General features: G+C 49.2%; 26 protein-coding genes. 14 read left to right on the forward strand and 12 right to left on the reverse strand.

Annotation, left to right across the window (positions count from 1 at the left end; genetic code table 11):
* Positions 1-24 precede the first annotated feature (24 nt).
* From yobA to pphA, 4 genes are all read left to right on the forward strand, one after another.
* Positions 25-399, forward strand: coding sequence for a CopC domain-containing protein YobA (gene yobA, locus A1WG_RS03310; protein ID WP_000168753.1), 375 nt, complete (start codon positions 25-27; stop codon positions 397-399).
* Between the two features lie 3 nt (positions 400-402).
* Positions 403-1,275, forward strand: coding sequence for a copper homeostasis membrane protein CopD (copD, locus tag A1WG_RS03305; RefSeq protein WP_000879335.1), 873 nt, complete (start codon positions 403-405; stop codon positions 1,273-1,275).
* 12 nt (positions 1,276-1,287) lie between these two features.
* Positions 1,288-1,629 carry a YebY family protein gene (locus A1WG_RS03300; protein WP_000976465.1) on the forward strand — a complete coding sequence of 114 codons (342 nt, stop codon included), beginning with the start codon at positions 1,288-1,290 and terminating at the stop codon, positions 1,627-1,629.
* A 409-nt stretch (positions 1,630-2,038) separates the two neighbouring features.
* Positions 2,039-2,695 (forward strand): protein-serine/threonine phosphatase, encoded by a 657-nt coding sequence (pphA, locus tag A1WG_RS03295; protein ID WP_000806226.1) that lies wholly within the window; start codon positions 2,039-2,041, stop codon positions 2,693-2,695.
* Here the strand turns inward: pphA and A1WG_RS03290 are convergent, their stop codons facing one another.
* The 5 genes from A1WG_RS03290 to yebS all read right to left on the reverse strand — a co-directional run bounded on the left by A1WG_RS03290 (position 2,696) and on the right by yebS (position 8,748).
* Positions 2,696-2,887 (reverse strand): YdfD/YebW family protein, encoded by a 192-nt coding sequence (locus tag A1WG_RS03290; protein ID WP_001516263.1) that lies wholly within the window; start codon positions 2,885-2,887, stop codon positions 2,696-2,698.
* Positions 2,888-2,991: 104 nt separating this feature from the next.
* A complete protein-coding gene (locus A1WG_RS03285; RefSeq protein ID WP_001516264.1) occupies positions 2,992-3,228 on the reverse strand; it encodes a YebV family protein in 237 nt (78 codons plus the stop codon).
* 115 nt (positions 3,229-3,343) lie between these two features.
* Positions 3,344-4,783 (reverse strand): 16S rRNA (cytosine(1407)-C(5))-methyltransferase RsmF, encoded by a 1,440-nt coding sequence (gene rsmF, locus A1WG_RS03280; protein WP_024191868.1) that lies wholly within the window; start codon positions 4,781-4,783, stop codon positions 3,344-3,346.
* A 79-nt stretch (positions 4,784-4,862) separates the two neighbouring features.
* Positions 4,863-7,496 (reverse strand): lipid-binding membrane homeostasis protein YebT, encoded by a 2,634-nt coding sequence (gene yebT / locus A1WG_RS03275; RefSeq protein WP_000076949.1) that lies wholly within the window; start codon positions 7,494-7,496, stop codon positions 4,863-4,865.
* The gene (gene yebS, locus A1WG_RS03270) at positions 7,465-8,748 is read right to left on the reverse strand and encodes a membrane integrity lipid transport subunit YebS (protein WP_001516266.1); all 1,284 of its coding nucleotides are present in this window, start codon (positions 8,746-8,748) and stop codon (positions 7,465-7,467) included. The genes yebT and yebS overlap by 32 nt, the downstream gene beginning before the upstream one ends.
* A 129-nt stretch (positions 8,749-8,877) precedes the next feature.
* Between yebS and msrC the strand changes: the two genes are divergently transcribed.
* The 4 genes from msrC to htpX all read left to right on the forward strand — a co-directional run bounded on the left by msrC (position 8,878) and on the right by htpX (position 13,311).
* Positions 8,878-9,375, forward strand: coding sequence for an L-methionine (R)-S-oxide reductase (gene msrC, locus A1WG_RS03265; protein ID WP_001043873.1), 498 nt, complete (start codon positions 8,878-8,880; stop codon positions 9,373-9,375).
* Between the two features lie 96 nt (positions 9,376-9,471).
* Entirely contained in the window at positions 9,472-10,170 is a 699-nt protein-coding gene (gene proQ / locus A1WG_RS03260; RefSeq protein WP_000431382.1) for an RNA chaperone ProQ, read from the forward strand.
* A gap of 19 nt (positions 10,171-10,189) precedes the next feature.
* Complete coding sequence (gene prc / locus A1WG_RS03255) at positions 10,190-12,238, forward strand: carboxy terminal-processing peptidase (RefSeq protein WP_001516268.1); 2,049 nt, start codon at positions 10,190-10,192, stop codon at positions 12,236-12,238.
* 191 nt (positions 12,239-12,429) lie between these two features.
* Positions 12,430-13,311, forward strand: coding sequence for a protease HtpX (gene htpX / locus A1WG_RS03250; RefSeq protein WP_000984500.1), 882 nt, complete (start codon positions 12,430-12,432; stop codon positions 13,309-13,311).
* A gap of 46 nt (positions 13,312-13,357) precedes the next feature.
* Here htpX and A1WG_RS03245 read toward each other — a convergent pair whose 3' ends face one another.
* Entirely contained in the window at positions 13,358-14,731 is a 1,374-nt protein-coding gene (locus tag A1WG_RS03245) for an MFS transporter (protein ID WP_016242630.1), read from the reverse strand.
* A gap of 176 nt (positions 14,732-14,907) precedes the next feature.
* On the opposite strand from A1WG_RS03245, the gene kdgR reads away from it, so the two are divergent.
* On the forward strand, positions 14,908-15,699 hold the full coding sequence (gene kdgR, locus A1WG_RS03240) for a DNA-binding transcriptional regulator KdgR (RefSeq protein ID WP_001262177.1): 792 nt from the start codon (positions 14,908-14,910) through the stop codon (positions 15,697-15,699).
* A gap of 154 nt (positions 15,700-15,853) precedes the next feature.
* On the opposite strand, the gene A1WG_RS03235 is transcribed toward kdgR, so the two are convergent.
* Positions 15,854-16,093: a YobH family protein gene (locus tag A1WG_RS03235; protein ID WP_001211005.1), complete on the reverse strand. Its 240-nt coding sequence runs from the start codon at positions 16,091-16,093 to the stop codon at positions 15,854-15,856.
* Positions 16,094-16,250: 157 nt separating this feature from the next.
* Here A1WG_RS03235 and mgrB point away from each other — a divergent pair, with 157 nt between their 5' ends.
* The 5 genes from mgrB (at position 16,251) to rlmA (ending at position 18,757) form a co-directional block, all read left to right on the forward strand.
* Positions 16,251-16,394: a PhoP/PhoQ regulatory lipoprotein MgrB gene (gene mgrB, locus A1WG_RS0122365; protein WP_000714549.1), complete on the forward strand. Its 144-nt coding sequence runs from the start codon at positions 16,251-16,253 to the stop codon at positions 16,392-16,394.
* A gap of 74 nt (positions 16,395-16,468) precedes the next feature.
* On the forward strand, positions 16,469-16,756 hold the full coding sequence (locus tag A1WG_RS03230; protein ID WP_001006870.1) for a YebO family protein: 288 nt from the start codon (positions 16,469-16,471) through the stop codon (positions 16,754-16,756).
* A gap of 659 nt (positions 16,757-17,415) precedes the next feature.
* A complete protein-coding gene (locus tag A1WG_RS0122375; protein ID WP_032141266.1) occupies positions 17,416-17,532 on the forward strand; it encodes a DUF2627 domain-containing protein in 117 nt (38 codons plus the stop codon).
* Between the two features lie 39 nt (positions 17,533-17,571).
* A complete protein-coding gene (gene cspE / locus A1WG_RS03225) occupies positions 17,572-17,781 on the forward strand; it encodes a transcription antiterminator/RNA stability regulator CspE (RefSeq protein WP_001062678.1) in 210 nt (69 codons plus the stop codon).
* A 166-nt stretch (positions 17,782-17,947) separates the two neighbouring features.
* Positions 17,948-18,757 carry a 23S rRNA (guanine(745)-N(1))-methyltransferase gene (rlmA, locus tag A1WG_RS03220; protein ID WP_000010094.1) on the forward strand — a complete coding sequence of 270 codons (810 nt, stop codon included), beginning with the start codon at positions 17,948-17,950 and terminating at the stop codon, positions 18,755-18,757.
* On the opposite strand, the gene mntP is transcribed toward rlmA, so the two are convergent.
* From mntP to manX, 5 genes are all read right to left on the reverse strand, one after another.
* On the reverse strand, positions 18,754-19,320 hold the full coding sequence (gene mntP / locus A1WG_RS03215) for a manganese efflux pump MntP (protein WP_001027737.1): 567 nt from the start codon (positions 19,318-19,320) through the stop codon (positions 18,754-18,756). The two genes, rlmA and mntP, sit on opposite strands and share 4 nt — an antisense overlap.
* 417 nt (positions 19,321-19,737) lie before the next feature.
* A complete protein-coding gene (locus A1WG_RS03210) occupies positions 19,738-20,196 on the reverse strand; it encodes a DUF986 family protein (protein ID WP_000156311.1) in 459 nt (152 codons plus the stop codon).
* Between the two features lie 54 nt (positions 20,197-20,250).
* Complete coding sequence (gene manZ / locus A1WG_RS03205; protein ID WP_001516270.1) at positions 20,251-21,102, reverse strand: PTS mannose transporter subunit IID; 852 nt, start codon at positions 21,100-21,102, stop codon at positions 20,251-20,253.
* A 12-nt stretch (positions 21,103-21,114) separates the two neighbouring features.
* Positions 21,115-21,915 carry a PTS mannose transporter subunit IIC gene (gene manY / locus A1WG_RS03200; RefSeq protein ID WP_000406934.1) on the reverse strand — a complete coding sequence of 267 codons (801 nt, stop codon included), beginning with the start codon at positions 21,913-21,915 and terminating at the stop codon, positions 21,115-21,117.
* Between the two features lie 62 nt (positions 21,916-21,977).
* A complete protein-coding gene (gene manX, locus A1WG_RS03195) occupies positions 21,978-22,949 on the reverse strand; it encodes a PTS mannose transporter subunit IIAB (RefSeq protein WP_000150534.1) in 972 nt (323 codons plus the stop codon).
* Positions 22,950-23,002: the final 53 nt, after the last annotated feature.

The raw sequence follows: 23,002 nt of genomic DNA on the forward strand, positions 1-23,002 counted from the left end.
TTATTACAAAAAGGAATAGATAATATGGCTTCAACTGCACGTTCCCTTCGTTATGCGCTGACATTTCTGACAGCTTCGCTGGGAGTACCTTCTGCCTGGGCGCATGCGCACTTGACGCATCAGTATCCTGCGGCGAATGCGGAGGTTATCGCTGCTCCACAGGCCATTACTTTAAACTTCTCTGAAAGTATTGAACCCGGGTTCAGCGGCGCAAAAGTCATTGGCTCAAAGAATGAAAATATTAAAACGTTACCCGCGAAGCGTAATGAACAGGACAAAACCCAATTGATTGTTCCGCTTGCCGACGCCCTGAAGCCCGGGAGTTATACCGTTAACTGGCATGTTGTTTCGGTGGACGGGCATAAAACCAAAGGGCAATACACCTTTACAGTGAAATAAAGCATGTTGGCGTTTACCTGGGTCGCACTACGATTTATCCATTTTATCTCCCTGATGCTGGTCTTTGGCTTCGCGATGTATGGAGCATGGCTGGCACCAGTAACAATTCGTCGATTACTGACGAAACGTTTTCTGCGTATACAACAGCACGCCGCCGTCTGGAGTTTGAGCAGTGCCGCTGCGATGTTCGCCGTTCAGGGAGGGTTGATGGGCGCGGGATGGCCGGATGTGGTGTCGTTGAACATTTGGTTGTCGGTGTTACAAACACAGTTTGGTGGTGTCTGGATTTGGCAAATCGTTCTCGCCCTCGTTACGCTGACCGTGGCTCTGATGCAACCACGGAATATGCCTCGTTTGTTGTTTATGTTAACTACCGCACAATTTATTTTGATGGCGGGAGTAGGACACGCGACATTAAACGAAGGATTAACGGCGAAAATCCATCAGACGAATCACGCCGTACATCTGATCTGTGCGGCGGCATGGTTTGGTGGCTTGCTGCCGGTCGTCTGGTGTATGCAGTTGGTGAAAGGGCGTTGGCGACGTGAGGCCATTCATGCACTGATGCGATTTTCCCGGTGTGGACATTTTGCTGTGATAGGTGTACTGGGCAGTGGTGTGCTTAATACATTGTTAATCACCGGATTTTCCCCCACACTTGCGACGTACTGGGGGCAGCTTTTATTACTTAAAGTCATACTGGTAATGGTTATGGTGGCCATCGCGCTGGCAAATCGTTATGTTCTTGTTCCGCGCATGGGGCAGGACGAAGACCGTGCGGCACCCTGGTTTGTGTGGATGACTAAACTCGAATGGGCGATAGGTGCGGTAGTGCTGGTGATTATCAGCCTGCTTGCGACTCTCGAACCTTTTTGATGGATTACGAAAATGATGAAAAAAAGTATTCTGGCGTTTCTGTTACTCACCAGTTCGGCAGCGGCGTTGGCGGCTCCGCAGGTGATTACCGTCAGCCGTTTTGAAATGGGTAAAGACAAATGGGCGTTTAATCGCGAAGAGGTGATGCTGACCTGTCGTCCGGGCAATGCTTTGTATGTCATTAACCCAAGTACCCTGGTGCAGTATCCTTTAAACGATATCGCACAAAAGGAAGTAGCCAGCGGGAAGACTAAAGCCCAGCCCATTTCGGTGATCCAGATTGATGATCCCAATAAACCAGGTGAAAAAGTGAGTCTGGCACCGTTTATTGAAAGAGCTGAGAGACTCTGTTAATTATCTATAGTAATTTTTTGATTTTAAATAAAAAACCGCCCGGGTGCTTTCACCAGAACGGGCGGTTTTTAACATTTTAGAGGATGATAAACGCGCTTTTTTTCTGACCACTTTACGCGCGGACTGGAAAACCTGGCGTCGTCATCTATTCTTAAAAGGCAAGGCAACTAAGCCTGCATTAATGCCAACTTTTAGCGCACGGCTCTCTCCCAAGAGCCATTTCCCTGGACCGAATACAGGAATCGTGTTCGGTCTCTTTTTATCTATAAAGCCAGTTTGATAATGGCATTACTGCTTTTCCCTCACTGACTTCACAATCAACCATAACACACACTCTACTGCTTCAGTCCAGGCTTTTTTAACATTTTTGTTAAAATAATGTGATCTTATGCGCGGGAGTAAGGAATTGATGAAACAGGCAGGCCACATCTATCAGAGAATTGATGGTAGTCAGTGGCGACATATTTGGCTGGTGGGTGATATTCATGGCTGCCTGGCGCAACTGCGAGAGAAATTATGGTTCTGCCGGTTTGACCCGTGGCAAGACTTGTTAATCTCGGTTGGTGACGTTATCGATCGTGGCCCGGAGAGTTTGCGTTGCCTGCAATTACTGGATCAACGCTGGGTCAGGGCGGTAAGAGGCAATCATGAGCAGATGGCGATGGATGCGCTGGCATCGCAGCAGATGTCTTTGTGGTTTATGAATGGTGGCGACTGGTTTGCCGCACTGACAGAGCACCAACGTGAGCAAGCGAGAAGGGCGCTGGAAAAGTGCGGGTCTTTGCCGTGGATAATTGAATTAAGCTGTAGTAGCGGACTGCATGTCATCGCCCATGCGGATTACCCCAATGATATTTATGAGTGGCATAAGGAAGTCGATCTGCATCAGGTGTTGTGGAGTCGCTCGCGATTGCGTGAAGGCCGAAAAGGGCAGGGAATTACCGGCGCTGATCATTTCTGGTTTGGTCATACGCCATTACGCCATCGCGTAGATATCGGTAACTTGCATTATATTGATACCGGCGCGGTCTTTGGTGGAACACTCACGTTGGAACGACTCCAGTAATTAAAAGTCACTGTAATCTTGCGCAGGCCGCCAGAACCCATCAATGAAATCTTCAACGGGAAAACAGCCACCGTGGCGGATCCGTTGATCGTCCATTGAGTAGAGGCACTGCTGTTCCGTATTGTAGACATCAACCACAATATCTTCACAACCAGCGTCCAGATAGCAAACAAAAAGTACCAGCGCGAACATTTCATCCTCGAAGTGCGTTGCCGTACCGTTAAGTTTAGGAGAGATTTTACAACGGGAAAATAACCGGGATAAATAACCCGTCATGCCGACGGGTTCTTTTTGGATCAGGCAAGGCGCATAATCCAGGCATCGGACTGTTGATCGTAGCGGGTACGGTAAAGGACAGAGTGTTCGCCGTTTAGCAGGGCAGGAATGCTGGTGTCAGCGTCCCAGGCATCCAGTTGCATACATAAATCCGGGTCAGATTTACAGGGAATGGTCAACGTTCGGTCACCAGGCGATTCGCCGTGTAACTCGCCGTCATCGATTTCAAAAGCGCCTATGCGCACACTGGTTTTCATCTTCGTGCTCTCCATTGAAGTGCTGGTTGTGGTACGACCAGTCCGATCGCACCATTTTTCAGCCTAGTCAAGGCAGTCAGATTCGCCAGTCAAAACGTGCGCTTTTTGTGTACTGTCAGGCTTTACCCGTAAAAAGTTTTCCGTCGCGCACTAGCTCACGCGGGTAACTGTTTTTCAGTCGCGAGCCAATACGTTTGGCTAAACCGATTGGCTGGCGCTGGAAGGTGACCAACACATCATCCCCGGTTGGTGCGGTCTGCGGGTAAACATCGCGCCCACGATACCACTCTTCTGCTTCTTGTGGTGTTAGTTCAAACGCGTTAGCGTGGTCGGGTGAGGCAAGGGCAATGACCGCTTCATGCTGCCAGCGGTAACCTTTGTTATGCGTTTCGGCAAGTTTTACTCCCAGACGAGAAAATCGGACTTTACCGATCAACGCTTCAATGCCCACCGGGAATAACCAGATTTCTTTATCACGCTGCCAGAGACGCAGGTTTTTGTCCCACTGTAAGCCAACATTCGCAGCCGCCTGCCGAATTTGTGCGGTTTCGCGATCTTTAACTGGGCTAAACGGGAAATTGCCCACTTTGTATTTCGGTACGGGTAAGGCAGGAATGGCCTGAGTTTTACGCAGACGAGCAACGAAGAAGCCTTCGCAGTCATAAATTTGTGGGAAGACGTGCAAGAAGCCTTCTTCGGTCAGCGCTTTTTTTGCATCAGGGAAGAGATCGCCCAACGGCAAAAACTCTACTGCATCGGGATAAGTCTCTTTCAGCCACAGGCAAACGGCTTCGTTTTCGTCACGGTTTAAGGTACAGGTCGAGTAAACCAGCGTACCGCCAGGACGTAAGGCATGAAATGCACTGTCAATCAGTTCACGCTGGGTGGCGGCGATTTCCAGGTTGCTTTCCGGTGACCAGTTTTTCAGCGCGTCGGGGTCTTTACGTACCACACCTTCACCGGAGCAGGGAGCATCCAGCAAAATGGCGTCGAACATTTCTGGCAACGCTGCACCAAACACGCGGCCATCAAAATGCGTTAAAGCTACATTACTGATACCGCAGCGGCTGATATTGGCATGTAACACCTTTACCCGGCTGGCGGAAAACTCATTGGCAAGGATCGCGCCTTCATTATTCATACTCGCAGCAATCTGCGTGGTTTTTGATCCCGGCGCAGCCGCCACATCCATCACCCGTTGCGGGGAGTTACCATCGGCAAACAACGCCGCAACCGGTAACATCGAACTGGCTTCCTGAATATAAAACAGGCCACTTAAATGTTCGGCGGTACTGCCCAACGGTAATGCCTCTTCATCGTCGCGTTCAATCCAGAAACCTTCCTTACACCAGGGAACCGGTGTTAACGTCCAGCCGTAAGGCTCGGTTAATTGCAGGAAATCAGCAACGGAGATTTTCAGCGTATTAACGCGAATGCTGCGGCGCAACGGGCGCTGGCAGGCGGCGAGAAAATCATCAAAAGAGAGCGTCGAAGGCATCGCTTCGCGCATTTGCGTCAAAAAGGCGTCCGGGAAATAAACGGTGTGTTGAGCCACAAGTATGTACCAGCGGAAAAAAACAGGCGCGCAGTTTAGCATAAACGCTCCGGCGCAGGCACGCCGGAGCAGAAGGAGATTAACGAGGCAGGGCGGTGCCCCATTCACGCCACTCTTTCGGTTCGCTTTCCAGCAACAGGAAGTGTTTGCCTTCCTGAGCTTTCGGTGCCAGTGGCGTTCCTGGTGGGGTAGCGAAGGCGATCCCTCCACGGATAAACTGATTAAAGGTGCCGGTTTTCACCACACCACCCGTCAGGCCAAAGTCCAGACTGTAGCCCGATGCCAGCCAGAAGACGGAATTGTTACGCACCAGGTGCTGGTATCGCTTACTGATGCGCATCGCAATCATCACCCGATCTGACAATGTCCCCAGCGTCATTCCGGTAACCGTACCTACTTCCAGACCACGGAACAGTACCGGAGTACCAATGCCTAATGACCCGGCTTCTGGCGCTTCAACAATAATGCTTAAGCCATCAAGGTAACGAGAATCGGTAATGGTGGCTTCTTGCAACTCAAAGTCACGGCGAGGATTACCCCGACCAGGTTCGACATTGATATACGGCTGAAGGATGGTATCAAGGTGCTCAACGCCCGCTGCCGAAATCTGTGGTGTGACCACCGAGAAGCGCGTACCTCCGCGGGCGAAGGTCTGGACATATTCCGGATAGAGCACCGCTTTTGCCTGTACTTCATTGCGTGCGGTGATCAGATCCAGCGTCTGGATCTGCCCGATATCAATACCGAGATAGCGAATTGGCATACCAACAGCCAGTTTTCCGGCATCGAAAGCATGGAGCGTAATCTGCCCGCCAACCGCACGAGCGGCTGTTTCGGAAGCATATAGAATTCGCTTGTCGCCTTTACGCTGACTGGCGCTGGCACCGCTGAGGTTATCGAAACTGATAGCCCCCTTTAATGCCCGTGAAAGCGGTGATGCCTGTACGGTCAGGCCGCTGCCGTTAAGCTGAACTTTTGCGCCACCTTCCGCCCAGAACACACTGTTGCTGGTCAGGAGATTGCGATATTCCGGCTTAATATGCAGATCGATATCAAAGGCATTGGCCCGAGGACGTACGGTAATAACTTCACCAACCTCAAATTTGCGGTACAGCACTACCGATCCCGCCTGCACATCTGGCAGCGTTTCCGCGCTCAAACTCACGGTCGTTGTAGGCAAATCGCTCAGGCTGTTTTCCAGGGCTTTTTCCAGATTGGCATACAGCGGATAGCTGGCTTTCATCTCTCCTTTTTCGCCCGGCAGAATGCGGATGCCACCGTTGAGCCATTCTGAGGCGCTGGCACCGAGGAACTCGACGCCATCCAGTCCCACTTTCACGTCAACACGGCTATTAACGACAAATTTGCTGTCACCTTTTACCAGTTCACGATGCTGCGGTTCGATGGCAACGGTAAAGGTGACGCCTTTGCTGGTAAGTTTACGTTCAATTACCTGGCCTACCTGTACACCATGCAGAATTAACGGCTGACCGGCATCAATACCGTAACTTTCCGGCGCGGTCAGGGTCAGCGTCATAACATCCGGTTCATGCAGCAGGGCTTTCTCGCCAGGCACAACAACAAACTCTTTGCGTGGCTCGCCATTACCTGGCACCAGTTCGAAGGTTTTGCCGGTCAGTAGGGAACTCAGATTGGCATCGCTGAGGGATAATTTCGGGTTACGTAACTCAATGCGAGTATTTTCACGAAGTAGGGTAACTACGCTGGGATCAACGGTCATTTCACCAGTAACTTTGCCACCTGGATTTAAATTCAGTTTGGTCAGTTGCCCGACTTCCAGTCCCTGGTACATGAGCGGCGTTGAATCGGCGCTTAATCCGACTCCGTTTGGCAGATCCAGTTTTATGAGCACCCCACGCTGGCTGTGGGCGAGATCTTCATACAGACCAAAGGTATCTTCCGGATCGGCAGGTTTCGACTCTTCCGGCGAGTCGAAGGCAATCGCACCGTTAACCAGAGCAGCCAGACTTTCCAGTTTCACCTTCGCGCCACTGATACTGACATTGGCATCAACGCCAGAAACATTCCAGAAGCGACTGCCTTTTTTCACCAGGTCGGTAAAGCGCCGCTCAATCAGGACATCAATCACCACGCCTTGCTTATTGGGATTGATCGCATAGTCATAGACTCGCCCCACCGGGATTTTGCGGAAATAGACCAACGAGCCGCTGTTCAGCGAACCAAGATCGGGGGCTTGCAGATGGATCATAAGATCACCATTATCCAGCCGATATTTGGGCTGGGTATCGAGGGCGACAAAGTGATCTTGCTCTTTACCTTTACCTGGCATCATGCCGATATAGTTTCCGCCGACCAGCGCATCCAGCCCGGAAACACCTGCCAGCGAAGCTTTTGGCGTCACCAGCCAGAACTGCGTCTCTTCGCGCAACGCATCTTTCATATCGGACTTGATGCTGACCTTCACTTCAATCTTACGCAGATCGTCGCTCAGACTGACATCCTGCACCGTTCCGACTTCAACGCCCTGATAGCGAACAGGTGTGCGACCCGGAACAATGCCATCCGCCGACATAAAATCGATGGTGACGGTATTGCCTCGATCCTGATAACTCCCCCAAATTAGCCAACCGGCTATCATTAGCGCGATGAATGGCAGTAGCCAGAAAGGTGAGATACGGCGTTTAGTTTTAATTTGCGCTTCAGTCGTCGAAGCGGGCGTTTCCTGACTCATGTGCATCCCAAAGTAAGCGGCTGTCCAGCCATTCCACTGCAAGAATAGTCAAAATAACCGCTGCGCCGAAATAAAACGCAGCCGGTCCCATAGTAAAAGCGAGGATTTGATCGCGATTAATCAGCGACATGGTTAAAGAAATGACAAACAGATCCAGCATCGACCAGCGGCCAATCCAGGTCACTATTCGCAGTAACATTATTCGCGTACGTAACCCCTGTTGGCACTTAAAATGAATGCTCAACAATAAAGTGAACATAACAATCACTTTAGTAAATGGCACCAGAATACTGGCGATAAATACGATTCCGGCAACGGCAATATTGCTGTTCGCCAGCGACATAATCCCGGAAAGGATCGTATCTTCTTGTCGACCACCGTTCAGATAAATGATCGAAATAGGTAACAGGTTGGCAGGAAACAACAAGATGATTGAAGCTAACAGCGCCGCCCAACATTTTTGAATACTATGATGGCGACGCAGGCGAAGCGGGATATGGCAACGGGGACAGCGACCGCGCGGATCAGGGTAGCCGGTAAAGTGACACCCCAGACAAACGCGTAGTTTTTTATCCCTACGCGTGGCAGGGCGTTCAGGGTAAAATCGCTCCCACAACTGTTCAACATTAAGATGTGACAACGTCACCGTCGTTAAAATCACCAGCGCTACAAAAGAGAATAGGCCGACACCGGCCTGGATATGGGCATAGTCCTGCACCTTTATAGAGGCAACGGCAATGCCGACCAGGTAGATATCCAGCATTACCCACTCTTTCAGCCGCTCAAGCATCAGCAACACCGGACGTAAATTCATTCCCAGCCGATTACCAAACCACAACCAGGCAATAGATGTCACCAGAATGAGGGGGGCACCGATAACGCAGAAAAAAACCATTGCGCCCGTTACCGCATCTCCCTGTTTGGTCATTTGCCAGATGCCTTGCATTACGTTGGCGTCAATACGAATACCTAACAACCAGATATGCAATAGTGGTTCGCCCCACGCAAAAGGCATCAGCAACAGCATTGTGAAGGCCATTGCCGCCAGGCGCGTTAGCGACCAGTCGCGTCCGTCACGGATTTTTGCCTGGCAGCGTGGGCAATAGGCACTTTGGTGTGAATTTATCTCTGGCAGGCTGAACAGCATGTCACATTGCGGGCAGCGTTGGTAATCACCATGCGGCAACGCTTCGCCAATTGATCTCACTGTTATTTTTTTTGTTGGCGTAACTTGTGGGGTGTAAAGAGCCATGACGCGCCAAATGTAATAAGAATTAACACTAATCTTAACTCATGATGGGAATGATCTTGAGCATTAACGCATTTAATGCTTATTTTAATAGGCTGGCAGTTCCAGGTAAGACAACCAAGTGATTATATAATGAACAAAACAGAATTTTACGCGGACTTAAACCGCGACTTTAATGCGCTGATGGCGGGAGAAACCAGTTTTCTGGCAACACTGGCTAATACCAGCGCGTTATTATACGAACGTCTGGCCGACGTAAACTGGGCGGGGTTTTATCTACTCGAAGATGAGACGTTGGTTCTCGGACCGTTTCAGGGCAAAATTGCCTGCGTACGGATCCCCGTCGGGCGCGGCGTGTGTGGCACCGCGGTTGCCCGTAACGAAGTACAGCGAATCGAGGATGTTCACGCATTCGATGGACATATTGCCTGTGATGCGGCGAGTAATTCTGAAATTGTTCTACCGTTGGTGGTGAAAAATCAGATTATTGGCGTTCTCGACATCGACAGTACCGTCTTCGGTCGCTTCACCGACGAGGACGAACAAGGCTTACGTCAGCTTGTGGCACAGCTTGAAAAGGTGCTTGCAACGACGGATTACAAAAAATTCTTTGCGAGCGTCGCAGGATAATCAACGGATAACGTAGCATTTACTGATGGCGTCATTATAATGACGCCTGTTCATGCCTGCGCTTGTTGGCTACGTCCGTTGTAATCAGGAAATTTCATGGAAAATCAACCTAAGTTGAATAGCAGTAAAGAAGTAATCGCGTTTCTGGCCGAACGTTTTCCCCACTGTTTCAGTGCGGAAGGTGAAGCGCGTCCGCTGAAAATCGGTATTTTTCAGGATTTGGTCGATCGTGTTGCCGGGGAAATGAACCTGAGCAAAACGCAACTGCGATCCGCTTTACGTCTCTACACTTCGAGCTGGCGCTACCTGTATGGTGTTAAACCAGGCGCGACGCGTGTCGATCTTGACGGCAACCCTTGCGGTGAGCTGGACGAGCAACATGTAGAACATGCTCGCAAGCAGCTTGAAGAAGCGAAAGCGCGCGTTCAGGCCCAGCGTGCTGAACAGCAAGCTAAAAAACGCGAAGCTGCCATCGCTGCTGGTGAGAAAGAAGATGCACCACGTCGTGAACGTAAACCACGTCCTGCTGCGCAACGCCGTAAAGAAGGCGCCGAGCGCAAACCTCGTGCGCAAAAACCGGCTGAGAAAGCGCCAAAAACAGTAAAAGCACCTCGCGAAGAACAGCATACCCCGGTTTCTGACATTTCAGCTCTGACTGTCGGACAAGCCCTGAAGGTGAAAGCTGGTCAAAACGCGATGGATGCCACCGTATTAGAAATCACCAAAGACGGCGTCCGCGTCCAACTGAATTCGGGTATGTCTTTGATTGTGCGCGCAGAACACCTGGTGTTCTGAAACGGAGGCCGGGCCAGGCATGAACATGTTTTTTAGGCTTACCGCGTTAGCTGGCCTGCTTGCAATAGCAGGCCAGACCTTCGCTGTAGAAGATATTACGCGTGCTGATCAGATTCCGGTATTAAAGGAAGAGACGCAGCATGCAACTGTGAGTGAGCGCGTAACGTCGCGCTTCACCCGTTCCCATTATCGACAATTCGACCTCGATCAGGCGTTCTCGGCCAAAATCTTTGACCGCTACCTGAATCTGCTTGATTACAGCCACAACGTGCTGTTGGCTAGCGATGTCGAACAATTCGCGAAAAAGAAAACCGAGTTGGGCGATGAACTTCGTTCCGGCAAACTCGACGTTTTCTACGATCTTTACAATCTGGCGCAAAAACGCCGCTTCGAACGTTACCAGTATGCGTTGTCGGTACTGGAAAAACCGATGGATTTTACCGGTAATGATTCTTATAACCTTGACCGCAGCAAAGCACCCTGGCCGAAAAATGAGGCTGAGTTAAACGCGCTGTGGGACAGCAAAGTTAAATTCGACGAGTTAAGCCTGAAGCTGGCGGGAAAAACGGATAAAGAAATTCGTGAAACCCTGACGCGTCGTTACAAATTTGCTATTCGCCGCCTGGCGCAAACTAACAGCGAAGATGTTTTCTCGCTGGCAATGACGGCTTTCGCACGCGAAATTGATCCGCATACCAACTACCTTTCCCCGCGCAATACCGAACAGTTCAATACTGAAATGAGTTTATCGCTGGAAGGTATTGGCGCAGTGTTGCAAATGGATGATGATTACACCGTTATCAATTCGATGGTGGCGGGTGGTCCGGCTGCGAAAAGTAAAGCGATTAGCGTTGGTGACAAAATTGTCGGGGTCGGACAAACCGGTAAACCTATGGTTGATGTGATCGGTTGGCGTCTTGATGATGTTGTTGCCTTAATCAAAGGGCCGAAGGGCAGTAAGGTTCGTCTGGAAATTTTACCTGCGGGTAAAGGCACTAAAACCCGCACGGTGACGTTGACGCGTGAGCGCATTCGTCTGGAAGACCGTGCCGTTAAAATGTCTGTGAAGACGGTTGGCAAAGAAAAAGTCGGTGTGCTGGATATTCCGGGCTTCTATGTTGGCTTGACGGACGATGTCAAAGTTCAACTGCAGAAACTGGAAAAACAAAATGTCAGCAGTGTCATCATCGACCTGCGTAGCAACGGTGGCGGTGCGTTGACTGAAGCGGTATCGCTCTCTGGTTTGTTTATCCCATCAGGTCCGATTGTGCAGGTTCGCGATAACAACGGTAAAGTCCGTGAAGACAGTGATACCGACGGCCAGGTCTTCTATAAAGGCCCGCTGGTGGTGCTGGTTGACCGTTTCAGTGCTTCGGCTTCGGAAATCTTTGCTGCCGCAATGCAGGATTATGGTCGCGCGCTGGTTGTGGGCGAGCCGACATTTGGTAAAGGCACAGTCCAGCAGTATCGCTCTCTGAACCGCATCTACGATCAGATGTTGCGCCCAGAATGGCCTGCGTTAGGCTCAGTACAATATACAATCCAGAAATTCTATCGCGTTAACGGTGGCAGTACGCAACGTAAGGGCGTAACGCCAGATATCATCATGCCTACGGGCAATGAAGAGACGGAAACGGGTGAGAAATTCGAAGATAATGCGCTGCCGTGGGATAGCATCGACGCAGCAACCTATGTGAAATCAGGAGACTTAACGGCATTTGAGCCGGAGTTGTTGAAGGAACATAATGCGCGTATCGCGAAGGATCCTGAATTCCAGAATATCATGAAGGATATCGCTCGCTTCAACGCCATGAAGGATAAGCGTAACATCGTCTCTCTGAACTACGCCGTGCGTGAAAAAGAGAATAACGAAGATGATGCGACGCGTCTGGCGCGGTTGAACGATCGCTTTAAACGCGAAGGAAAACCGGCATTGAAGAAACTGGATGATCTGCCAAAAGATTATAAGGAGCCGGATCCATATCTGGATGAGACAGTGAACATCGCGCTTGATTTGGCGCGTCTGGAAAAAGCCAGACCCGCGGAACAGCCCGCTCCCGTCAAGTAACATCAATCAGGCACAAGAAATTGTGCCTGATTTTTTAACAGCGGCAAGATGCCGTAAATCAGATGCTACAAAATGTAAAGTTGTGTCTTTCTGGTGACTTACGCTCTATCCAGACTTGAAAATAGTCGAGTAACCCATACGATGTGGGTATCGCATATTGCGTTTTGTTAAACTGAGGTAAAAAGAAAATTATGATGCGAATCGCGCTCTTCCTGCTAACGAACCTGGCCGTTATGGTCGTTTTCGGGCTGGTACTGAGCCTGACAGGGATACAGTCGAGCAGCGTTCAGGGGCTGATGATTATGGCCTTGCTGTTCGGCTTCGGTGGTTCCTTCGTTTCGCTTCTGATGTCCAAATGGATGGCATTACGATCTGTTGGCGGGGAAGTGATCGAGCAACCGCGTAACGAAAGGGAACGTTGGCTGATCAATACTGTTGCAACCCAGGCGCGTCAGGCTGGGATTGCTATGCCACAAGTGGCTATCTACCATGCGCCGGACATTAACGCTTTTGCAACCGGTGCGCGCCGGGATGCCTCTCTGGTTGCTGTCAGCACGGGTTTGTTGCAAAACATGAGCCCGGATGAAGCCGAGGCGGTAATTGCCCACGAAATTAGCCACATTGCTAATGGTGACATGGTTACCATGACGCTGATTCAGGGCGTGGTGAACACCTTTGTTATCTTTATTTCCCGTATTCTGGCACAACTGGCCGCTGGCTTCATGGGCGGTAACCGCGACGAAGGCGAAGAGAGTAACGGCAACCCGCTGATCTACTTTGCAGTTGCGACGGTACTGGAGTTAGTGTTTGGTATTCTGGCGAGCATTATCACCATGTGGTTCTCGCGTCACCGTGAATTTCACGCTGATGCCGGTTCAGCCAAATTGGTTGGCCGTGAAAAAATGATTGCTGCGCTACAGCGCCTGAAAACCAGCTATGAACCGCAAGAAGCAACCAGCATGATGGCTTTCTGCATTAACGGTAAGTCAAAATCGCTGAGCGAGCTGTTCATGACCCACCCGCCGCTGGATAAACGTATTGAGGCTCTGCGCACGGGTGAATACCTGAAGTAAGATGAAATAAATACTCAAAAAGCGCGTCCAGGTTGACGCGCTTTTTTTATGCCTGGGATCGTGGCTGGGCGATCCGTAAACCACTAACACCGGCAGCGATTACTGCCAGAATAGCCGCGGTCATCAGCGAGACGTGCGTACCATTATCACCAAACTGATTTAACATCAGTGCCACCAACGCTGCGCCACTACTCTGACCAAGCAGACGAGCCGTACCTAACATGCCACTGGCACCGCCGCTACGTTCCCGCGGGGCGGAAGTAATAATGGTGTGGTTATTGGGTGACTGGAATAATCCAAAACCGGCACCGCACAAGATCATAGGCCAGATGATATTGATATCGGCAGGTGAAGCAGGCAAGAGAACCAGCGAAAAAAGCCCCGCCGCCATAATAAACAACCCTAAAGCTCCAAGTAACCCAGCATGCACGCGTTCTATCAGATAACCTGCCAGCGGTGCCATCACCATTGTTGCCAGCGGCCATGGGGTCAGAAGTAGACCTGTTTCCACTTCACTACGTCCGAGCACCGTTTGCAGATAAAAGGGCAGGGAGACCATTGCCAGCATCTGTGCGCAGAAAGAGCAAATAGACGTGCAAATAGACAGTGAAAAAAGCGGAATACGCAGTAAATCCACTGGCAACAGCGGCACGGGAAGAGAAAGCTGACGACGAATAAAGAAAATACCAACGACAACCATTACCGCCAGTTCTACACCAATCAACGTCAGCGATTGCCCCTGAGCAAAACCACTCAACGCGGTAATAAGCAGACCAAATGTTAACGCGTTCATCACGGCGCTGGGCAGGTCAAAACGTGGTTTACTGGCACGAGAACCATTAGGTGGCAGAAAACGCATTGCCAGAAGCAGGGCGATAATACCCAACGGTACGTTGATTAAAAATAGCCACTTCCATGACGCGATGGAGAGGATTACCGCGGCGATAGTTGGCCCGGCAGCAGAGGAGACGGCGACAATAAACGAGTTAATTCCCATTCCCCGCCCCAGAAAACGCTGTGGATAGATTAGCCGGATAAGAGCAGTATTGACGCTCATTAGTGCTGCGCCACCAAAACCTTGTATTACACGCGCCAGAGTTAGCATTTGCAGCGAATCAGAAAGGGCACAGAACAGCGATGACAGCAGAAATACGACCAGGCCGCATTTATAAATGCGTCGATAGCCAAACATATCTCCCAGAAACGAAAACGAAAGCAGGGAGACGACAATCGCGATTTGATAGGCATTCACCACCCAAATAGAACTGGCTGGCGTGGCGTGAAGATCAGTAGCAATAGTTGGCAAGGCGACGTTGGCGATAGCGCCGTTGAGGACCGCCATCGAAATACCGATAATAATGGTTAAAATCGCGCCGTATCGCTGAGGCAACGGCAGGCCATCGGCCTGAACTTTTGGCATAGGAATTTTATATCTTTGGATGATAATCAACAGGGTTATGATTCTAGCACTGATATTCACGGCGGATGTCGCAGAATTGTAACTAACCGGCAAAAGATGGATTGCGACCACCCAGGCGCGAAATTATAATAAAAAACAGTTCTGATTTTTATAAAACACTCGCAATGAGGTGATAAATGGCTAACGCAGATCTGGATAAACAGCCTGATTCTGTATCTTCTGTACTGAAGGTTTTTGGCATTTTACAGGCGCTGGGCGAAGAGCGCGAAATAGGGATAACCGAGCTGTCACAGCGCGTCATGATGTCAAAAAGCACCGTTTATCGCTTTTTACAGACCATGAAAACCCTGGGGTATGTGGCGCAGGAAGGGGAGTCGGAGAAATATTCTCTGACCCTGAAATTGTTTGAGTTGGGGGCTCGTGCCTTACAAAACGTCGATCTCATTCGTAGCGCAGATATCCAGATGCGCGAAATCTCCCGCCTGACGAAAGAAACCATCCACCTTGGCGCACTGGACGAAGACAGCATTGTTTACATCCACAAAATTGACTCTATGTACAATTTGCGCATGTATTCACGGATTGGTCGTCGTAATCCGCTTTACAGCACCGCGATTGGTAAAGTGCTGCTGGCCTGGCGCGATCGTGATGAAGTGAAGCAGATCCTTGAGGGCGTTGAGTATAAACGCAGTACCGATCGTACCATTACCAGTACCGAAGCGTTACTACCGGTGTTGGACCAGGTGCGCGAGCAAGGTTATGGTGAAGATAACGAAGAGCAGGAAGAAGGACTACGCTGTATCGCGGTTCCGGTATTTGACCGCTTTGGTGTGGTTATTGCCGGTCTGAGCATCTCCTTCCCAACGCTGCGTTTCTCTGAAGAGCGTTTGCAGGAGTACGTAGCTATGTTGCATACGGCCGCACGTAAAATTTCCTCGCAAATGGGGTATCACGACTATCCGTTCTGATTAGAGTTAGAACCTGTCTGTATAATATTCAGACAGGTTCTTATCTGGTGGGGGGTAAATAAAGTTACTGATGGCTGGCGTAATATCGTATACGTTGGTGATAAGTGTACGTTTTATTCATTGAGTTTAATGTGGGTATTTATACCTTAATCTATTAGCCATTATCGACGACGATATTGTTTTTACGTAACAGTGGGCAATCGGTTATCCCGAAAAAACCACTTTTAGTGTGCAGGTATTGTACCGTACTGGTATCCCGGGCCGTCAGATAGGTGCATTGCAACCCTAACCCAGCGGCATTTTCCTTGCTTCCAATCAGAACACCATATCCGCTTAGTAATAATCCTGTCCATACCAGTGCTATCAACATAATTGTGCGAATAATGAATCGCATTATGACCTCTTCTCTTTTTTGTTCGCTTAATCGTAGCGGTAATATGGACTGAAGCAAGCGTATAGTTCCGAAAAAGCACGAATATCGACATGGTTAGGCGCTGTTTAACTAACGCATGATAGTTTAATGACATAAGGTAGGTTAAACGGAGAATGGAGTGAAAAAGTTTCGATGGGTCGTTCTGGTTGTTGCTGTGCTGGCTTGCTTGCTGCTATGGGCGCAGGTATTCAACATGATGTGCGATCAGGATGTACAATTTTTCAGCGGAATTTGTGCCATCAATCAATTTATCCCGTGGTGATATCATTTTTTCAGCAGTAGATTTCCTTCCTGTGTGGCAGTGGTAGAATGACACCTCTACTTAGAGGTGGTGAAATGAACGAAGTTGTAAATTCAGGCGTAATGAACGTTGCGTCTTTGGTTGTATCGGTGGTAATTCTCGCTATTGGGCTCATCTTGTGGTTTTTCATCAACCGTGCCAGTTCACGGACTAACGAACAGATTGAACTTCTTGAGGCATTGCTGGAACAGCAAAAACGGCAAAATGCACTGTTACGTCGTTTGTGCGAAGCAAACGAACCTGAAAAAACGGATGCGAATACTGCTGAGAACCTAAAAACGGCTGAAGATGAAGATATCATCCGCCTGGTAGCGGAACGGTAATCTTTCCTCAAAATTTGAGTAGCCCTAATGCTGATGGGTTACTCATCTTATCCGCACTATAGTGGTGCAATTGATTCAAATTAATACTCTGGTCTGACTTCGATTATTTATCGTGTTATTTATTTCATAATAGCGGTATCGGAAAAAGATATTAATCGCACTAAGCTATTGGGATGTTTACATCGGAATTGTGATCAATTGCGGTATTATTTATTAGCGAAACGTTTCTCCCTTCACTTTTTAGTAATTCATCAATTTTTCTTATTTTAAATTAATAATGAGCATTAAGTCTGGTTTCTTCATTTCACCTGTGTATGTTGTTAACTATCTGTTTTATTGGGTGAAGTTATATAACATTTTATTCGTTATATATCATAAAAAGTGATATCGCTCGCATTGCGTAATAACTTGTACTGCTGCTCTGGAAGAACTGAACTTATTGAACTATGTTAGAAACTGCATCAGGTCAAGTATCTGCGTGTAATGGTATGGTTAAGTGCATCGATATATCGGCACGTATTCCGTTGCATAAGTGTGCAAAAAAAGTGGAAGGCGTATCGAGATTTGTGCGGCTGATCGAGACATGTTTAAAAATGGCTTGCCATAATTAACGTTGTATGTGATAACAGTTTCGGGTTAAACGAGGTACAGTTCTGTTTATGTGTGGCATTTTCAGTAAAGAAGTCCTGAGTAAACACGTTGTCGTTGAATACCGCTTCTCTGCCGAGCCTTATATTAGTGCCTCATGCAGTAATGTGTCAGTTTTATCTCTGTAATGCCTGCGGGCGAAGAAAACAATCTAAGGAATTTTTCAAATGGCAAAGATTAAAGGTCAGGTTAAGTGGTTCAACGAGTCTAAAGGTTTTGGCTTCATTACTCCGGCAGATGGCAGCAAAGATGTGTTCGTACACTTCTCTGCTATCCAGGGTAATGGCTTCAAAACTCTGGCCGAAGGCCAGAACGTTGAGTTCGAAATTCAGGACGGCCAGAAAGGTCCGGCGGCTGTTAACGTAACAGCTATCTGATCGAATCCACTGATCTGAAGTGTAAACGCGCTTCAATCTCGCTATAAAGCCTCGTCGAATTTGCGAGGCTTTTTACTTTGTTTTATTTTCGTTCCTGTCTCCGGATATTTGCCAGTCGTGCGATTCGCGTTACACTTGCGGCCTTTAGTATCCTGCCGGAGTTGTCATGTCATTTTCCTGTCCACTTTGTCATCAGCCTTTAGCGCTTGAAAAAAACAGCTATATCTGTCCCCAACGGCATCAATTTGATATGGCGAAAGAGGGATATGTTAATTTGCTGCCCGTTCAGCATAAACGTTCTCGCGATCCGGGCGATAGTGCGGAAATGATGCAAGCGCGGCGTACATTTTTAGATGCCGGTCATTATCAGCCGCTTCGCGATGCGATTGTCGCTCAATTGTGTGAATGTCTTGAGCAGCACGCAACGGCGATACTGGATATTGGTTGTGGGGAAGGGTACTACACCCATGCTTTTGCCGATGTCTTACCTGGCGTGACGACTTTTGGTCTGGATGTCTCTAAGGTCGCGATTAAAGCTGCTGCGAAACGCTATCAGCAGGTCACCTTTTGTGTCGCTTCCAGCCACCGTCTGCCGTTTTCTGATGCCAGTATGGATGCCATTATCCGTATCTACGCACCGTGCAAAGCAGAAGAATTAGCGCGAGTAGTCAAACCGGGTGGGTGGGTCATTACCGCTACTCCTGGGCCACGGCATTTAATGGAGCTGAAGGGTTTAATTTACGATGAAGTACATCTACATGCGCCCCATGCTGAGAAACTGGATGGTTTTGAGCTGCAGCGGAGTAATGAATTACATTATCCGATGCGCCTGCGCGGAGATGAGGCGGTTGCGTTGTTACAGATGACGCCGTTTGCCTGGCGCGCAAAGCCAGAGGTATGGCAAGCGTTGGCAGCAAAAGAAGAATTTAATTGCCAGACGGATTTTAATATTCACGTCTGGCAACGAATAAATTAGCTGTGGTAGTGCGTCCAGAGGATCTGGACGCCAATGCCAATAAGCACCAGCCCGCCAAGAATTTCCGCTTTTTTCCCAATAATTGAACCGATAAAGCGACCCACCATCATGCCTAATGTTGACATGATTAAGGTGGCGCAGCCAATCGCCAGCGCAGTCGCGATAATGTTCACTTGCAGGAAGGCCAGACCAACACCAACAGCCATTGCATCCAGGCTGGTGGCAATTGCGGTAGTCACCAGCAACCAGAAACCGTGACGACGACGCGGTTCTTCATCTTCATCATCTCCACCGCGAAAACCCTCAATAATCATTCGCCCGCCGAGGAATATCAGCAGTACAAACGCAATCCAGTGGTTCCACTCGAGGACAAAACGGCTGGCCAACATGCCCATCCCCCAGCCAATCAGCGGCGTCAGCGTTTCGACGGCACCGAAAATAAGGCCAGTTCGCAGAGCTTCAGAAAATTTCGGTTTATGGAGGGTGGCACCTTTACCGATTGATGCAGCAAAGGCATCCATCGACATACCAAAAGCAAGAAGAACAGTAGCAGTGATATTCATGACAATGTCCTGACCGGGGTATCCATAAAACACATCATCGCCCCCAGCAAACATGCACACACGAACGACAAGAAGCGCTCATGCAGGCATAGCGATTGATGTGCATATGGTCTCGCCTGACTGAAAATGTTCAGTCCGTACGCGCCACGTTTTGCAACGAGTATGTTGACACGTACATTTCCGGAGTCTGGAAATCGGCTACTCCCCAAATGAGGGCGCAACCTTAACATATTTTGAGAATATAAAACAACTGTCAGAATATATTATTCTATTGCTATTACTGATAACGATTTTCATTTAGATTTATATATCAATAAAACGTTAAAAATAATAACAAATAAGGGACGGCGTAATATAGCCTAAGCTATGTCTGGTTATTAAAAATACACTACACATAGCTTTGGCTAAGTTGATAACTTATTGAGTTGAAACTAGAAGTTTATAAATCTTTTCCAGATCGTCGATATTTCGGACGCGGATTAACAAACGGCGCTGTTCTAATTGCATCACCAGTACACCATCTTCCGATAAGTTCATCGCTTTAATTCGGCTATATTCAATCCAAACATTGGCGAAGAAAAACCCTTTTTGTTTGAAGATGATTTTCGGAACCCGGATCCAGAAAGTATAAAATCCCATTAGCGCCAGTGCACTTAATAACCAGGTGGTTATTTGTGCGCCATGGCTGGTTACATTGTTATAGATAAGAATGACAATCAGCCCGACAAAGATAACGCTATCGATGCGACCGCGCCGGAGCAAAGGAATTGCCAGCAGGGTGGGGCCGTTGCGGCGGGGCATGATGAACTGATCGTATATCGCAAAAGCAAGCAGTGCGGCGATGAACAGAATCAGTACCAGTTCCGTGATTGTCATTAATCCTCCAGATAAAAAAACGGGGCCAAAAGGCCCCGGTAGTGTACAACAGTATTACAGTCCCAGCAGGCCGCAAGCGTAACCAGCGATACCAATGACGAAGAAGCCAACGATAATCCACAGCGGGTTAACTTTTTTGCGCAGCAGCCACATACAGGCAAAGGTCAGCAGCAGCGGCACCAGGCCTGGCATTAACTGGTCAAGAATGGTCTGGACAGTGGTAACGTGCTCTTTACCCGTCTGGTCGGTGATGCGAGAGACGACCAGAGGGATGTTGACATGTGTCCACTTGTTAACCAACGCCCCCATGACAAACAGGCCGAGAATAGACGCCCCTTCCGTCAGTTTTTGCAGGAAGCCGCCACCCATATCTTTAACGATATCGATACCTTTGGAGTAACCATACGCTACGCCGTAGTAACGTGTTGCCAGACGCACCAGGTTAAACAAGATAAAGAACAGCAGCGGACCTAACAGGCTGCCACTCATCGCGATACCGGCTCCCAGTGCTGCAAAAACCGGACGTACCGTACCCCAGAAGATCGGGTCACCCACGCCTGCCAGCGGACCCATCAGACCTACTTTGATACCGTTGATAGCACCGTCGTCGATCTCTGCGCCGTTAGCACGCTGTTCTTCCAGCGCCAGGGTTACGCCCAGAATTGGCGCAGCCACGAACGGTTGGGTGTTAAAGAATTCGAGGTGACGTTTAATCGCCTGTTTACGGGCATCATTGTTCTCAGGGTAGAGGCGACGAATCGCCGGAACCATAGAGAAGCAGAAACCCAGTGCCTGCATACGTTCGAAGTTCCATGAACCCTGGAAGAGGTTAGAACGCAGGAAGACGCCACGAATATCACTCGGAGTGAGTTTTTTCTCGGTGGTAGTTTTAGTTGTATCAACCATTTCGCTCACCTGTTAGTCCAGTTCGTTATCGAGATCGTTGTTACCAGCAGCCTGAACAGGCGCACCAGCTACGCGGTTATATTTCGGGCTAAGTTGGATGTAGAGCACTGCCATAACAGTACCAATTACACCCAGAGCAACCAGGTTAAAGTTGGTGAATGCTGCGGTTACGAAGCCGAGGTAGAAGAACGGCATCAGGTAGCCTGCACGCATCATGTTGATAACCATTGCATAACCAACAACCACGATCATGCCGCCAGCAATGTTCAGACCATTGGTCACCACTTCCGGAATGGCGTTCAGCATGTTCTGAACTTCACTGGTGCCTACAGACAGCGCAACAATTACGGCCGGGATAGCCACACGCATCGCTTGCAGGAACAGCGAAGAAACGTGGATCCAGGAAATTGCCGTCAGGTTGCCATTCTCAGCCGCCTTATCCGCAGCGTGCTGGAAAGCAACGGTGATGGTACGAACGATGATGGTCAGCACCTGGCCCGCAGCGGCCAGCGGGATTGCCAGCGCGATACCGGCACCGATGCTCTGATGACCTGCAATAACCAGAATGGTAGAAATGATAGAAGCCAGAGCGGCGTCAGGCGCAACTGCGGCACCGATATTCATCCAGCCCAGAGCGATCATTTCCAGAGTACCACCGATAATAATACCGGTTTTCATATCCCCAAGAACGATACCCACCAGGGTACAGGCGATTAACGGACGGTGAAACTGAAATTCATCGAGGATAGATCCCATACCTGCGATACAGGCTACGATAAATACCAGCACAATTTGAAGAGTGGTAATCTCCATTGTACTTCTCCTGTTTACGTAAGACTTAAGTGTGAAAACTGAGTGATAATCAACACAATACGTTACTTATCGATTTTGCTGATCAGATCCATCATTTTCAGTTTCGGATCGGTGGAAACCTTACGGACTTCCAGTTCGATACCGCGTGCATTCAGTTTCTTGAACGCTTCGATATCTTTTTCATCAACCGAAACCGCGTTATTCACCTGGGTTTTGCCCTGACGGAATGCCATACCACCGACGTTAACAGAGGTAATTTTCACGCCGCCTTCAACGAGGCGCTCAACATCTGTCGGGTTGGTGAATAACAGCATTACACGTTCGCCAGCATATTTCGGGTTGTTGTAGACGCGAATCATCTTGGCAACATCAACCACGTGTGCTGTTACGCCCGGAGGTGCGACCTGGGTGAGCAGTGTCTTACGAACGGTATCCGCAGCCACTTCATCACTAACAACAATAATACGGGAGACATTGGTTTCTTTGGTCCAGCGGGTAGCTACCTGACCGTGAATCAGACGGTCGTCGATACGCGCAAGGCCAATAACCATGTAGTCATTTGGTCCCATTGGTTTTGCCGGAGTTGGGGCCGCTTTGGGTGCCGCCGAAGCGGGGGCGGGAGCTGCTTTTTCAACCGGTTTGGCTTTCAGTGCTTTCACACCTTCACGGCCTGTTTCTACTGCCAGCGCCACCAGTTCATCAAAGCCCGGGTCATCATCACGAGCCATTAACGTTTCCACCAGCATTGGAATGTTAACGCCTGCGATCACTTCATAATGCTCTTTGTCGACGACAATGCGGCTGGCAGCATTGAACGGGCTGCCTCCCCATGTATCAACGAGAAACAGCACGCCTTTAGTGGTGTCGAGTTTTGCCAACTGAGCGTTGTACTTTTCGATCAGCGTTTCGGCATTTTCGCCTGGAACGAAATCGATCCAGCCGACGTTTTCCTGCTCGCCTAACAGCATCTCTGCCGTTTTAAGCAACTGCTCTGCAGCCCAACCATGTGTGCCTATAACAATAGCAATGGTCACTTGCTACCTCCTTTATTATTGTTAACACCTCAACGTGCCAGATGTATTTTTGA

The sequence above is a fragment of the Escherichia sp. KTE96 genome (genome assembly GCF_000408525.1).
In the GTDB taxonomy this organism is placed as follows: Bacteria; Pseudomonadota; Gammaproteobacteria; order Enterobacterales; family Enterobacteriaceae; genus Escherichia; species Escherichia marmotae.

Excerpts from the sequence above, each read along its gene's own strand:
- pphA (WP_000806226.1), top strand. The coding sequence starts at position 2,039 with ATGAAACAGGCAGGCCACATCTATCAGAGAATTGATGGTAGTCAGTGG.
- manY (WP_000406934.1), bottom strand. The coding sequence starts at position 21,915 with ATGGAGATTACCACTCTTCAAATTGTGCTGGTATTTATCGTAGCCTGT.
- mntP (WP_001027737.1), bottom strand. The coding sequence starts at position 19,320 with ATGAATATCACTGCTACTGTTCTTCTTGCTTTTGGTATGTCGATGGAT.
- yobA (WP_000168753.1), top strand. The coding sequence starts at position 25 with ATGGCTTCAACTGCACGTTCCCTTCGTTATGCGCTGACATTTCTGACA.
- yebS (WP_001516266.1), bottom strand. The coding sequence starts at position 8,748 with ATGGCTCTTTACACCCCACAAGTTACGCCAACAAAAAAAATAACAGTG.
- prc (WP_001516268.1), top strand. The coding sequence starts at position 10,190 with ATGAACATGTTTTTTAGGCTTACCGCGTTAGCTGGCCTGCTTGCAATA.
- cspE (WP_001062678.1), top strand. The coding sequence starts at position 17,572 with ATGGCAAAGATTAAAGGTCAGGTTAAGTGGTTCAACGAGTCTAAAGGT.
- rlmA (WP_000010094.1), top strand. The coding sequence starts at position 17,948 with ATGTCATTTTCCTGTCCACTTTGTCATCAGCCTTTAGCGCTTGAAAAA.
- proQ (WP_000431382.1), top strand. The coding sequence starts at position 9,472 with ATGGAAAATCAACCTAAGTTGAATAGCAGTAAAGAAGTAATCGCGTTT.
- A1WG_RS03230 (WP_001006870.1), top strand. The coding sequence starts at position 16,469 with ATGAACGAAGTTGTAAATTCAGGCGTAATGAACGTTGCGTCTTTGGTT.
- copD (WP_000879335.1), top strand. The coding sequence starts at position 403 with ATGTTGGCGTTTACCTGGGTCGCACTACGATTTATCCATTTTATCTCC.
- A1WG_RS03235 (WP_001211005.1), bottom strand. The coding sequence starts at position 16,093 with ATGCGATTCATTATTCGCACAATTATGTTGATAGCACTGGTATGGACA.
- msrC (WP_001043873.1), top strand. The coding sequence starts at position 8,878 with ATGAACAAAACAGAATTTTACGCGGACTTAAACCGCGACTTTAATGCG.
- kdgR (WP_001262177.1), top strand. The coding sequence starts at position 14,908 with ATGGCTAACGCAGATCTGGATAAACAGCCTGATTCTGTATCTTCTGTA.
- htpX (WP_000984500.1), top strand. The coding sequence starts at position 12,430 with ATGATGCGAATCGCGCTCTTCCTGCTAACGAACCTGGCCGTTATGGTC.
- manZ (WP_001516270.1), bottom strand. The coding sequence starts at position 21,102 with ATGGTTGATACAACTAAAACTACCACCGAGAAAAAACTCACTCCGAGT.
- A1WG_RS03245 (WP_016242630.1), bottom strand. The coding sequence starts at position 14,731 with ATGCCAAAAGTTCAGGCCGATGGCCTGCCGTTGCCTCAGCGATACGGC.
- A1WG_RS03300 (WP_000976465.1), top strand. The coding sequence starts at position 1,288 with ATGATGAAAAAAAGTATTCTGGCGTTTCTGTTACTCACCAGTTCGGCA.
- A1WG_RS03210 (WP_000156311.1), bottom strand. The coding sequence starts at position 20,196 with ATGACAATCACGGAACTGGTACTGATTCTGTTCATCGCCGCACTGCTT.
- A1WG_RS03285 (WP_001516264.1), bottom strand. The coding sequence starts at position 3,228 with ATGAAAACCAGTGTGCGCATAGGCGCTTTTGAAATCGATGACGGCGAG.
- A1WG_RS0122375 (WP_032141266.1), top strand. The coding sequence starts at position 17,416 with ATGTGTGGCATTTTCAGTAAAGAAGTCCTGAGTAAACACGTTGTCGTT.
- A1WG_RS03290 (WP_001516263.1), bottom strand. The coding sequence starts at position 2,887 with ATGTTCGCGCTGGTACTTTTTGTTTGCTATCTGGACGCTGGTTGTGAA.
- yebT (WP_000076949.1), bottom strand. The coding sequence starts at position 7,496 with ATGAGTCAGGAAACGCCCGCTTCGACGACTGAAGCGCAAATTAAAACT.